The following is a 12,908-nucleotide window of genomic DNA, read 5'->3' on the forward strand; positions in this document are numbered from 1 at the left end:
TCGCTACGGGTGCTCCAATTATCGCTACACTACGACTGTTTATCTTGCATCGACCATAGCATCAGCTCCGACATATTCCGCGATGATATCTGTGGGAGTTGCAAAACAACTGAATAGGGAATCAGAGCATCTAGATCAAGCTTCGTCTGCACCGATTGGTCGCCGCGCACCAGCATAATAACGTACAGGACACAGGCCAGAAGCGCGATTCCCAGAGCCGCGCCGCCATAGGTGAGAAACAACTTCATACGTCCCTCTGCCTGACGCGCCACAACCGGGGCATCGACCACCTTAAAGAGCGTATCAGCATTGCCAGCCTGTTCCGCAACCTGCAATTGCACGGTTGCCATCTGATTCTGAATCGCTTGCAAGCGGGACAACGCCTGTAACGATTGAGCGTGCAACATGCCGTATTGCGGATCGAAAAGCTGAGCGTAATCGGGACCGGCATACAGAATATTTCTGGCAACCTGGGGATGGTGCGCAAGATAGTTTGTTTCATTTGCTGCCGCCGTATTCGCACTTTGCGCCGCATCCGCCAGTTGTTTCTGATAATTCTCCAGCAGATGTTGTCCTTGCAAACGAGAGAAGCCAGCACTCTGCAAAGCAAAGTTTTGAACAACAGCCGTAACAACTTTCTGTGCAACCTGCGCATCACGATTGGCATAGCTTATCGTGAGCAGGTTATTCCCCTGAGAGACCACCTGCACATGTTTCGCGATATCATCGAACAGCGCCTTATCGCGCAACTCTGGCACCTGAACAACGCTTGCATCCAGCGTCAGAGCCACATTCGCCTGATTTGCCACCGCCAGATCAAAGTCGCGTGTCTGAAGTAACGTGGAGAGTGCCGCGACCTGCGTTTCGGCTGGCGTAGGTGGAGGATTGGGCTGCACAGTGGCATCGCCAATAATCTCATAGCGGCGCAGCGCCCACAACGACGCACTCGACAGATAGGAACGAGGCACCACGAAATAGGTTATTGCCACACTTACAACTGGCAACACCACGATAATAAGCAGCAACAGGGGTAATCGCCGAAAAACGACCTCAAGAACGCGCCTCAAAAGCACCTGCCTCCTTTCAACAAGTAAACCCACAACTAAACATACCTGCTGACCTGCACAAATGGGTTTTCCTCGCAGTCGAGATAGTATCAAGACCAGCAACCTCTGGTCTACATAGCTTCACCCTCGCATGCTTGTACAAACATAATTATTGGTACATCCACCAATGGAAGGGGAAACGGCTGTCGGCGCGAAGGATGTTGGGGCACCCGTAGCGACAAGGGGTGGTGTGGGGTCTTGGCGGGGGCCTTGCGCTTGTCGCCGTTGGGGTCACGCGAGAACCGGGAAGCGAGAGCGACAAGCGCAAGGCCCCCGCAACCCATCCACCCCTCTCCTTGTCGCTACGGGTGGGGAGGAATCTTCTCTCTCCTCAGCATATATGCCAGATGCCTCAATAATTATATCCTTACAAATCGGTTTGCACACGTAAAAAAGGCGCATTCCTCAAACGAGAGCAAATAATTACTCACTCTTGACTGGCAGAACCACCTCTTCAATACCTGCTGATGCTATGCTCACAATACACTCTCATTCCGTAGTGGAGCGATTTATCGCGTGGGGGGCTACCTGAGAGGAGTTTGCCTCCACGCGATAAATCGCTCCACTACGAAATACTTTCTCGGTTTTGGTGGTGAAAAATCATTATCGCGGGGCGCTTGTTTTGTAATAGGAGGATTGTGGGTAATGAAGGTTTTGCGCAGAATGATTGGGAATTCTGTTATTTCAATGGTTGGTCAAATCATTACATGGGTATCGACGCTGACACTTATGATCTGCTACGGGCGTTTTTTGGGTGATGTCAAATTCGGCGAACTATATACCGCCCTGACGTTCGCGCTCCTGATTGGCTTCCCCATCGATGCAGGCTTTACGCAACAGGTGATTCGGGCGGTGGCGCAAGACCCGCTACAGGCGCGGCGCTATCTCTCCAACACTCTGCTCATCAAACTGCTGTGCTGGCCCATCGTCTACGCGCTCATCCTTCTGCTCTCCTGGCTGCTGGGCTATTCCGTCGAGGTGCGCATTCTGATGGCGATCTGTGGCCTGAGCCTGCTGAGCAGCGCTGTCGGCAACACGTTCTCCTCGCTCCACTACGCCTTTGAACGCACCATTTTTCCCGTCGTCGGCTCTATCCTGGAGAAAGGCATCTCGGCTGCGATTGGCTGGTATGTTCTCAAGCAAGGGGCCGGTGTGCAGGTGATGGCGCTGGTGCTGCTGGCTGGCTCATGCATCAACACACTCTGGCAGGGCATCAGCCTCTATCGACGCCTCGGCTTCACAATCGCTATTGATAAAGAGTTGATCCGTCACATTCTGCGAACCTGCGTGCCGTTCCTTATCTATGGAGTGCTGGGCATCATCTATTACCGCATTGATGCGATTATGCTCTCTCTCATGACGAGTGTGGCGGTGGTTGGCTGGTATGGTGCAGGCTATCGCCTCTTCGATACGCTCACCTTTCTTTCTGGTATTATCATGACCGTTACCTATCCCGTGCTTATCAAACTCGCGAGCGGCTCTGACGATGGCCTGAAGATCGGTATTGAAAAGACGATGAACACCATCCTCTTTTGCAGCCTGCCCATTGCCGCGTTCCTGTTCTTCGCCGCATCCTACATTGTCGGATATCTCTATCACAGCCGCGAATTTGTGCAAACTGTCCCCGCCTTGCAAGGGCTGGCTCCCGGACTGGTCTTTCTCTATGTCAACGCGCTGCTCTCCAACACCATCGCAACCCTGAAAAAAGAGAAGAAGATCCCCTTTATTGCACTGATCGCGCTGATCTTCAACTTCGGGCTGAACCTGCTCCTGATCCCGCTCTATCGACATGTGGGGGCTGCCATCCTGACCTCGCTTACCGAACTGCTGATCGTCTGCCTGCAACTTACATTTATCCCTCGCCATCTTCTGCCATTCCGCAGCCTGATTGTTGGCCTCAAGGCGCTTGTGGCCTGTGGCGCGATGGGGGGTGCCATCTGGCTGATCAATAAATCAAATGTGCTGCTCCAATTGCCCATCACTCCCTCTCTGAATGTCTTTGTCGTGCTGGCAGTTGCGATCAGCGTGTATCTGGCGACTGCGCTGCTGCTGCGTACCATCCCGCGCGACGATATTCTCGCTTTCTACAATGCCCTGCGCCGCAAAACAGGGAGCACCGTTGAGCAGCCAGCCATTAAGGACGAAAAAGTTTATGGATAAAGCAACCACGCGCTCTATCGCTTTCGTGACACAGTTTAACCCACAGGACATTCATACCTGGTCCTGGGCTGGCACGTTCTCCCATATGGCCCGAGCGCTAGAGAAATACAGCGGCGAAGTCTCCTGGATCAGCCCGGCTCCCTGCAAAGAACAGGTCATTGCGCGCTCCATCCATCGGAGCGCACGCCTCTTGCTGCACCGACGCTATGCCTATCATAACTGCCTGCTTGTTGCAAAGCGGCACGCTCATATGATAGCTGCACAGTTGGCCAAACGTCGTTTCGATCTGATCGTCGCGCCGGTAGCGGCAACTGAGATCGCTTTTCTTGAGACCAGAATACCGATCATCCTGGTTGAAGACGCCACCTATGGTCAGTTAATTAACTATAACGCGGAATATACTCATCTGTTAGAGTGCTCAAAACGCGAATTGCATATTATCGAACAACATGCGCTTCAGAAGGCCAGCGCCATCATCTCCTCTTCATCGTGGGCCGCGCAATCCGCCATTGATGACTATCAGGCTGATGCGCGCAAAGTTCATGTCGTGCCGTTCGGTGCCAACTTCGAGACGCCACCAGATGCGGAAATGATTCGGCAGAGACAACGCTCAGGGCGGTGCAGGCTCCTTTTCGTGGGCGCGAACTGGCAGCAGAAAGGCGGGGATATCGCCTTTGAAACGCTGCTCAGGCTCGAACAACTGGGCATCGAAGCTGAATTGATTATTTGTGGCTGCGTTCCTCCACCATCGTTCTCTCATTCACGTATGCGCATCATCCCTTTTCTCGACAAGCAGAAACCAGCGGAGCGCAAGGAATTGGAGCATCTCTATATGCAAGCCGATTTCGCGCTACTGCCAACGCGCAACGAGTGTTTCAGCATCGCTCTGTGCGAGGCCACTGCCTATGGCCTGCCAGTTATCACGACTCGCACCGGCGGTCTGAGCGAGCTGGTAACTGATGGCAAAAATGGTCTCCTGCTCCCCTACGATGCGCGAGGCGATGCCTACGCTGCGCAGATCGCTGAACTCTATCGGGATGAGCAACGCTACCACTCATTCGTCAGAGCAAGCCGGACCGCATTTGAAAAGCGGCTCAACTGGAATGCCTGGGGCTGCTCTGTCAAGAATATTATTGATATGAGTTTTAGACAAATGACTCAGTAAAAGATCAGATGCAGATCATTGCTCATTGGTGCATTCGGAAATTATAAGAGCACAAGAAATGTTGGGTCTCCCGTAGCGACAAGGGGTGGTTCGGGGTCTTGGTGGGGGCCTTGCGCTTATCGCTCTCGCCACATCGTTTGTCTGTTTCCCGATCCCAGCGACCCAACGGCGACAAGCGCAAGGCCCCCACAGCCCCTCCATACCGCCCCTTGTCGCTACGGGTGATGGGAGATTTTTCCACTCCCCTTCTTTTTCTTTATTTTGATTATCATAATCGATATTGTTGAATAAGCGATTTAAGCGCATAATATTGCGGTTTGGGCTGGCTTGTTCGGTAGTCGAACATATCGTGATAGACGGTGGCGCTGGCTGCATCGAACTGGCAGGCGAAGGTTGCCCCGCTCTGAATGAGAGCTAGCAGCGCCTCAACCGTAAATCTGGTCATAAACTCGGCATCATCGCCATAGGGCGCGGTCGGACTACCAGGATCGAAATTCCATTCCGTCACCCCGACCGGTAGCTCCTTCCCCAGCGTTGCCTTCACCCACGCCCGCACGGTCAGCACCTTTTCCGCCACCTCGTCAGCTTTGCTCAGACAGACATCCTCTGTGTCGTGCCAGCAAGGATACCAGTGAAAGCTCACCGCATCCGGTAGCACGTGTGATTGCTTCACCCCCACAAGAAAATCTTTCAGGTAGTTATCCACACCCACCACAGGCCCAATAAACCTCGCTTCGGGATTGATCTGGCGCAACAGGGGAATAACGCGGTTCCATTGCTTGAGATACTCCGCAATCCCAATGCCAGCCGCATCAGGCTCGTTGCCAAGCTCATACAACAGGCAGCGCTTCCCAGCATAACGCACAACGTGGCTGGCAAAATCGGTATTCAGCGGGTTCGCCAGCACGCCCAGGCAACTCATGCCGCTGTTCTCGATGGTTTTGAGCCGCTGCTCGATCTCCCCATCGGTGGTGGGATGATTATCGGCGAGACTTCTATCGAAGAAGAACGTGCGCATAAGCGAAAAATGCGCATCCTTCAACGCTTGCTGAATGCCTGGATTTGTCTGCACGTTATTGTGATACCACTCCTGCGTATCATTGGTGCCAAAAACAAACGATGAGACGCCTTGCTTCCAGATCTGTTGTCCAGGCAACAACTCGCCGGGCCGTGCGGCTGGTGGCTGCGCCCTGTTTATCGTGCTCGCGCTGGATGGTATTATGCTCGAAAGGCTGACAACGCTTATAACCAGCACAATAAACAGGATGCAGGCTCGTAGCATACGCTGATAAGCACCGGATGATGGTAGATGCAAAGCCATCTCCTTCCAACACTTCGCGCAGATTTTTCAATGATCCTCGCCATGCTTATTTATAGCATATTCCAGTCGGAAAACGGTAAAGAATGAGGTTGTGAACAGGTTAAGATAGTCGCGACTCCTGATGGTGATATCTTCACTGGCATCAATACGCCACATCGACCTCTCTCCCTTATCTTTATTATCTGGATGAAGATTTAGCTTCACTAGTGCTGGCAAAATAAGGTCGAGAGAGGCATACCGCTATGAACGCGAAGAAACAGGGCGCGTCGGGCGCAGTCATCATCGGGAGCGACTTCCGCGCGCTGGGGGTTGTCCGCAGCCTGGGACGACATGGGATACCATGTGTGATTGTTGATAATATCCATCGCGCCGCCTGGTTTTCGCGCTACGTCGTGCAGCGCTACAAATGGCACGGTGCAATGGATACGTCGCTTTTCTTGCGTTATCTCGTTACCATCGCCAAAGAGCAGCAATTAGAGCGATGGCTGCTTATTCCCACGACCGACGATGTTGTGGAGCTTGTCGCGCGCAACACGCAGCAACTCGCCCAGCTCTATCAGCTCGTTACGCCCGCCTGGGAGATCGTCTGCTGGGCCAACGATAAGCGCCTGACATATCAGATGGCGCAAGAACTGGGCGTGGCCTGCCCTGAGACGTGGTATCCCGCCAGCGAAGAGCAACTGCGCACCCTGCCGATTACCTTTCCTGCCATCATCAAATCGGCCATCTCCATCCACCTGCACCGTGCGCTGCAACTCAAAGCCCTGCCAGCCCACAATTACGAGGAGCTACTCTCACAGTATCGCATCGCCGCAAAGCTTATCAAAGCAGACGAGATTCTCGTGCAGGAGATGATTCCAGGCGACGGACGCACACAATATTCGGTAGGAGCGTTCTGCAAAGAGGGTCGCCTGCTGCTGGCGATGACGGCCCGGCGCACTCGCCAGTATCCCATCGACTACGGCCTGAACAGTTGCTTCGTCGAAGCGCTGGAGGTGCCGCAACTTTTCGAGCCAACCAGCAAGCTCTTACGCTATATGCGGCTCTCTGGTATGGTTGAGGTCGAATTTAAGTATGACCAGCGCGACGGACAATACAGGTTGCTTGATATCAACGCACGCCCCTGGGGCTGGCATTCGCTCTGCCGCAATTGTGGCCTGGACTTCCCCTATATTCAATACTGTGACGCTCAGGGCCAGCCGCCACGCCACGTTGTCCCGCGCTACGGACCACATTGGGTTCGGCTCCTCACCGACATTCCAGCCGGACTCCAGGAGGTGCGAGCAGGCATTACGACGCCCGGCGCGTATCTGCGCTCGCTGCTCGACTCTACTACGTTCTCGGTCTTCGATTGGCGTGATCCACTGCCCACGCTGGGCGATATTACAGCCATCGGCCTCTCTCGCTCGCTCAAAGCCTTGAAAGGAGGCCGCACCCATGCTTAAAGAGATGCTCCCACCCTCTCGCCTTCATCCCATTATAGAGCAGCAAGCACAGGAAGTCTTCTATTATAAACAGAGCTGGCTCGATCTTTTAACGAAACTCTATGGTTATCCGCTCGTGCCACTGACCACAACCAATGCGGCGGGACAGATTACTGGCATGCTCCCTCTGTATCACATCCAGAGTCCACTGACCGGGCGGCGCTACGTCTCTCTCCCCTTTTCCGACCATTGCCCGTTGCTGGCGGTCGATGCAACCGACGCGCATACCCTGCTCGATCAGGCGCTTGATCTTGCCCAAAAAGCGCGCTATCTTGAGCTACGCGGCGGCTGCAACAATCTGCTGGCCGGGCGCACGGATCTGGTCGAGAGCAACCTCTATGCGCGCTGGCTGCTGCCGCTGCATAGCGATGCCCACAACGTCTGGACGGGCCTGCACAAGCCTGTTCAGCGCCAGATCAAGAAGGCTCAAAAGCTGGGCGTGCAGGTGCGAATCGCGCAAGATCGTGCAGAAATGGAACACTATTATCGCCTGCATCTACTCACGCGCATGAAACATGGCATGCCTGCACAACCGCAACGCTTCTTTTTCGCCCTCTGGGATGCTTTCGCCGCCGATGAAACTATGCAACTATTGCTTGCTGAGTACGAAGGGACAATTATTGCTGGTATGATCCTGCTCACAACCGGTTCCACTGTTAAATATGCCTATGGTGCATCAAACGAGCAGTATTTGCATCTGGCTCCGAACAATTTGCTGCTCTGGACCGCCATCACTCAGAGTTGCGCACGTGGATATCACACACTCGATCTTGGGCGCACTGCCCGCGACAATCACGGCCTGATGGAGTTCAAACGGCGCTGGGGAGCGAGCGAAGAGCGGTTGCCATACTACTACTATCCCACCAACGACGGCTTGACGGCCACATCGGAGCAGAGCAGAAAATTTCGCTTGCTGACCACTACCTGGAAACAACTCCCTGCCTGGATTGCCGGACCGCTAGGAGGCGTGCTCTATAAACATCTCGGCTGAAAACCACTTATGATGGCCATCGCCCCTGCCATATCCGGTTGCTCCTCGTTTCCGATTTTGGTTATGAAAAATCATTATCGGGAAACGACGAAAGACATTACAGAGTTTGAAAGGAAATTTTCATTTATCGGGCAAATCGACGAAATAGTCGAGTAAGAGGCGATGAGGGAAGCTGTAGCCACCACCGACACGGCGCAGCAAAATACGAGCCGTGGCCTCCTCCAGAAACCGGGGAGCGTCCCAGGGGAACAGGTGGGAACGGGCGAGCAGCAGGCGAATGATATAGTGGCGCAAGGTCGCCAGGCCACCGCTTACAGCCCACACAAGCAGCCCACCACTCACGCCTAAAGGCCACACAGCACTCAATCCGTCGGTTAGCGCATACCCTAGCATCGAGCTAAGCGCCGTACTACCGGGATTATAGGTTTGCCAATAGATCAGCGCGACGTTCCATGCACTATTCAGCCCACCATACAATGCAGTGTCCAGTATGGTGCTCAGCGGCAACAATGCGACCAGTGTGGCAATGACTATGATCATAATGATCCCACAACTGATGAGTCCCATGATGAGGCTATTGCGCAACGAACGGTATATCCCTTGATTAGGAAGCTGGCGGGAGCGGTCCTCGATCCGTGAACGCTCGATCCCCTGAAACAGCCCCAGGAGTATCCAATAGATCAGTCCGGTGCTCAGTGCCGTAGGCAGTCCATTGGTCAATCCGAGACTCAGCCCGTTGCTCAGATCAAAGACCAGCTTGTTGTCAGGCCCAACGCCCAGGATCTCGCTTAGCCCGGTAGCCAGCCCGATGACGGTAATGATACAGGCAAGCAAGAGAGCCTGCATCCCATGTTTGAGGGAGAGCAGACTTCTCACCAGACTCTCCCCAGTCCATTGAAGATGTTCGGTCAGGCGAATCCCTGCGGTTTGCTCTTGCAGGGCCAGACTGAGGAGCAGTCCTATAAGCCCAAAGCTCCATCCAACGCTCAACCCATAGCCCAGCCCATAGCTCAGTCCGATACTCAGCCCATTGCCCAGTCCAGAACTCAACCCGGCATCCAGCCCATAGTCCAGTCCATAACTTAGCCCGAATCCTGCTCCTACAAGAGTTGCTATGAGCAAAACACGCCGCCCATGCACTGTTTGAAGGAGGTTGATAGGGCGTTTCCATGACCAGGCCGCTTCATGTAGAGGTGAGGCGTGCTTAAATGGGGACAATGGAAGCCAGACGCTCAGCAGGAAACCACTCAGTCCAAACGTCACTCCATAGCTACAACCATCACGTAGCCAATCACTGAGGGTGTATTGCGGACTCAGCCACGCTCCCCAACTGAGTCCAGACAGCAACCCTGTGATGATGCCGATTGCCAAACATCTACCAAAACGGCGTCTGCTGTTCTGACGAGGAGAGATTTGTGTCTGGGGGAGAGAAACACCTGTTTCCGTGTCAACTGTGCTCAACAGTCCTCCCAGAAGCCCTCCTATGATGGCATATTCTATGGCTTCTGGAACCGGCAATACTGTAGGTTTGGCTAAGAGGAAGACTGCCGCCCCTGCACAGATGCCTAGCAAGATGCCTGGGAGCCGGACAGCTAACCAGACATAGCGGCGATATTGCCTGAGAGGGAGCCAATCAGGTTGCAGGTGCTCCAGATAGAAGATCGTCTGGTCATGTTTATGCATCTGCCGAGCCAACCAGCGCAGCCAGCAGGCGAGATCAAGGGGAGAGGAATGCGCCAGCGTTCCCTTCCGCTGCACCATGCGCTGGACATAGGTGGCGAAGATTTGCCGCTGTTGCTCTGATAAGGAGTCCATGATTGGCAGGTCGTCCACGGTTTTCCCCTGGAAGGAGAGGATCAAGATCGAGAGCATCAGGGGTGTGGTAACAACTTCTTGCAGGACAGGATTCGCTCGGAGAGCTGTGCGCAATGTTGCCACCGATTCGCCACACTCTATGAGATAGGCATCGACCTGCTCTGTGGAGAGTGGTTGGACCACCACTGCGCTATGCAGGGCTAGTGGGGTATTGGCAACTGCCGCTTCGTATTCCGCTTTTCGGCTGGCAACGACCAGAGGATGTAGATGCTCATGATGATAGGCATTGATGGCAGCGATACAGGCCGTGCGGGACTCCTCCTCCATCTCATCGAGGCCATCGAGCAGTGGCAGCAGATGCTCTTGCTGCACCCAGTGTCTTGAGAGAGGCAGCGCAATATCATAGAGGAGGGCCACCTGTTCGCCGAGCCACTGTTGGAGGGGTTGGCGCTTCCTTGCCCAGGAGGAAAGGGGAATAATGACAGGCAACAACTGACTCTGGTCTTGCTCTGCTGTCCCAACGAGATCGAGAGCCAGTTCCAACAATAGGGTAGATTTGCCGGAGCCTGCCGCTCCGAGCAGCAAGAGTTCGTGCCCGGCATCGTCGTAGAGGTGCCTCAAAGGTGTATGAGGAGGCAAGAGATGCAAGGGCTGGCGATCAGTTTCGTAGAACAACTGGACTGGAGGGAGAACAGCATCGGGATCTCCCTCCAATTCCAGGGTCATGCGTACAGCTCCATGCAGCGATCCCGAGAGCAGGTCACGATAACGTGTGTGCAACCGCTCCAGGAACCGACGACGATTCTGGTCCTCTTTGGATGGCGGAGCGGCGTAGACATTAATTGTCGCCGTTGCCCCACCGGTTGCTTGAGCGATATAACTGCCGTGTGCCTCTTGAGAGACCCTCGGTTTCTCATTCATCGCGCATGCCGTTTTCTTTAGCTGTCGGTTTGGGAGGCGCTGATGGTGGTGGGGTTCCTATATGGACGGAGGCGCTGCTTCCCCGATCTGCCTGGGCGATGTAGTTGCCGGTTGCCGTCTGGTGGTGCCCTGTATGTTCCGGCAATGATTGGAGCACCTGTTGTATCGTCCGGGCTCCTGCCAGCAATTCGTTGTCCTGGTCGGCCTTCACCGCAGCCACCTCTTCGGCGAGCAGCGCCTTCCGGGCATCTGAGGCGGGTTTGGCCTCCACCTGTTCCACTGCTTGCACCACCTCGCTCTCTTTCCCAAACTTCTTGACAAGAAGGGCTTTGAGCTTCCCGTAGGCATCGGTGAGAGCGGTTTTGCTCAAGTCCGTCAGTCCCCCTATAGCTCCAGCAGAGACGGCAGCCACAATTGTCGCAGTAATCGGGTCCATCGTACTCTCCTCTCTTACAAATCATCTTAAAGAAGAAAATATGACTACAACGGTAAAGGCTGATTTTGTGTTTCTGAAGAGTGAACGGTCAATCAGGTTCTTTTTTGTGTGTCTCTCATCATTCTTAGAATCATGAGCAGAGCAGCATTATGTCCCATCAAACTTCCTGCTCTGCTCCACTTTTTAGTGAGCATGGCACACCAGAGATTCAATCGTTTTTCCTCATTCTTATAATAATAGAAAGCAATTCTTTGCTGTAAGATCTATTTTCAGAAGCTACTATGCATATATACATCATAAGGAGATATTGATGAAGCATTCAAATACGCGATGGATACTGGCCTTTAACGCATCATGTGGAACGTGTCGCACGATTTCTGAGCGAGTTGCGCAGGCATGCGACGGTAAGCTGGAAGTGCTGCCATTGACCAATGCACAGGTAGAGCGGTGGCGAGAACAGGCGCTGGGACCGCAAGCTCCCCAGATGCCCACGTTGCTCAGAATTGCAGACTACGATACCGATGTGCAGGCATGGACGGGGCCGGCAATGGGGCTGATGCTTGTGCGACGGCTCGGCCTGCAATCAACAACGCGGGTATTGGCGGCATTGGAGCGCTTGCGACGTGGCGAGGAAGAGCGCTCAACAACAGGAACCATCGGACGTGGACAGTTTCTCCGGCTCTGTGCTGGTGGCGCGGTGGCGGCAAGCATGATTTTGATCGGCAAGACGCCAGCCTTCGCAGCAGGAGAGAACCAGGCGTGGTCCGAGGCGCAGGCATGGGTTGCCGCCAACAGCGATCAGCTTCCCAAAACTTATGACGAATTGATCGCTCATCCGCTGGTCTATCGCAAGGCCATCTATAACGCCTCAACTCCCAGCGTACGCGGTCAGTTCTGGCAGGAGCAGTTGCAGCGCTATCGTGCCGCCCATCCGAACCTCTCGGCAAAGCAGGAAGCGGTTCTCAACCATTTTCTAGAGCTGGCGCGCACCAATTTTGCCACGTTGAGCAAAGCCGACGAACAGGCCGCGACAGACGCGTTTGGCAAGAGCGAGGCCCACGCCGTCTTTGCCACGCTTGGCCCGGAGTCAACCACATCATCGCTCAAGCCTGCCGATCAAGCCTGCAACTGCACAGTGGGCCACGACTGGTGCTCTGATTCCCATTGTCACCTGACCAACTGTGCGATTGTGAGTGGTTGCGGTGCTCTGTGGCAATATAATTGCAACGGGTTGTGCTGGTAGTACTCTGTCAAGCTTCATCCGCAAATGGAGCGGCAGCCGAAAATGGCAGGGGCGATGGCTGGTCCTCGCCCTGGGTGCCATCACGCCGCCTATGGAGCTGGGCGAGGACCAGCCATCGCCCCTGCCATTTTCGATCCAGGTTTTCCACATTTTTATGTATTTATGCAATAGGCGCAAGCCACACTCCTCCCAACCTTGCTTTCTGTGATATACCTCATAGCAACCATCAACCAGAGTGTTGTACAGTACACACAAAAAAGAAGGGA

10 protein-coding genes are annotated in these 12,908 nt (G+C 54.2%); 5 read left to right on the forward strand and 5 right to left on the reverse strand.

Going from position 1 to position 12,908, the window contains the following annotated elements; translation table 11 throughout:
- Nucleotides 1-29: 29 nt before the first annotated feature.
- Nucleotides 30-1,067, reverse strand: a complete 1,038-nt coding sequence (locus K3T83_RS40250; RefSeq protein WP_220208785.1) for a GumC domain-containing protein — start codon at nt 1,065-1,067, stop codon at nt 30-32.
- Between the two features lie 702 nt (nt 1,068-1,769).
- On the opposite strand from K3T83_RS40250, the gene K3T83_RS40255 reads away from it, so the two are divergent.
- A complete protein-coding gene (locus tag K3T83_RS40255; RefSeq protein ID WP_220208786.1) occupies nt 1,770-3,266 on the forward strand; it encodes a flippase in 1,497 nt (498 codons plus the stop codon).
- The gene (locus K3T83_RS40260; RefSeq protein WP_220208787.1) at nt 3,259-4,431 is read left to right on the forward strand and encodes a glycosyltransferase family 4 protein; all 1,173 of its coding nucleotides are present in this window, start codon (nt 3,259-3,261) and stop codon (nt 4,429-4,431) included. The genes K3T83_RS40255 and K3T83_RS40260 overlap by 8 nt, the downstream gene beginning before the upstream one ends.
- A gap of 268 nt (nt 4,432-4,699) precedes the next feature.
- On the opposite strand, the gene K3T83_RS40265 is transcribed toward K3T83_RS40260, so the two are convergent.
- Complete coding sequence (locus tag K3T83_RS40265) at nt 4,700-5,746, reverse strand: GH39 family glycosyl hydrolase (protein ID WP_220208788.1); 1,047 nt, start codon at nt 5,744-5,746, stop codon at nt 4,700-4,702.
- 33 nt (nt 5,747-5,779) lie between these two features.
- Nucleotides 5,780-5,908, reverse strand: coding sequence for a hypothetical protein (locus K3T83_RS57435; protein ID WP_268963549.1), 129 nt, complete (start codon nt 5,906-5,908; stop codon nt 5,780-5,782).
- Nucleotides 5,909-5,994: 86 nt separating this feature from the next.
- On the opposite strand from K3T83_RS57435, the gene K3T83_RS40270 reads away from it, so the two are divergent.
- Nucleotides 5,995-7,197, forward strand: coding sequence for a carboxylate--amine ligase (locus K3T83_RS40270; RefSeq protein ID WP_220208789.1), 1,203 nt, complete (start codon nt 5,995-5,997; stop codon nt 7,195-7,197).
- Nucleotides 7,190-8,227, forward strand: coding sequence for a lipid II:glycine glycyltransferase FemX (locus K3T83_RS40275; RefSeq protein ID WP_220208790.1), 1,038 nt, complete (start codon nt 7,190-7,192; stop codon nt 8,225-8,227). The genes K3T83_RS40270 and K3T83_RS40275 overlap by 8 nt, the downstream gene beginning before the upstream one ends.
- Nucleotides 8,228-8,347: 120 nt before the next feature.
- Here the strand turns inward: K3T83_RS40275 and K3T83_RS40280 are convergent, their stop codons facing one another.
- Both K3T83_RS40280 and K3T83_RS40285 read right to left on the reverse strand, forming a co-directional pair.
- The gene (locus K3T83_RS40280) at nt 8,348-10,963 is read right to left on the reverse strand and encodes an NACHT domain-containing protein (RefSeq protein ID WP_220208791.1); all 2,616 of its coding nucleotides are present in this window, start codon (nt 10,961-10,963) and stop codon (nt 8,348-8,350) included.
- Nucleotides 10,956-11,399, reverse strand: coding sequence for a Het-E N-terminal domain-containing protein (locus tag K3T83_RS40285; protein ID WP_220208792.1), 444 nt, complete (start codon nt 11,397-11,399; stop codon nt 10,956-10,958). Before K3T83_RS40285 ends, K3T83_RS40280 begins: the two co-directional genes overlap by 8 nt.
- Nucleotides 11,400-11,709: 310 nt before the next feature.
- Here K3T83_RS40285 and K3T83_RS40290 point away from each other — a divergent pair, with 310 nt between their 5' ends.
- Nucleotides 11,710-12,642 (forward strand): bacteriocin fulvocin C-related protein, encoded by a 933-nt coding sequence (locus K3T83_RS40290; RefSeq protein ID WP_220208793.1) that lies wholly within the window; start codon nt 11,710-11,712, stop codon nt 12,640-12,642.
- The last annotated feature ends 266 nt before the right edge of the window (nt 12,643-12,908 follow it).

Source organism: Reticulibacter mediterranei, from assembly GCF_016587455.1.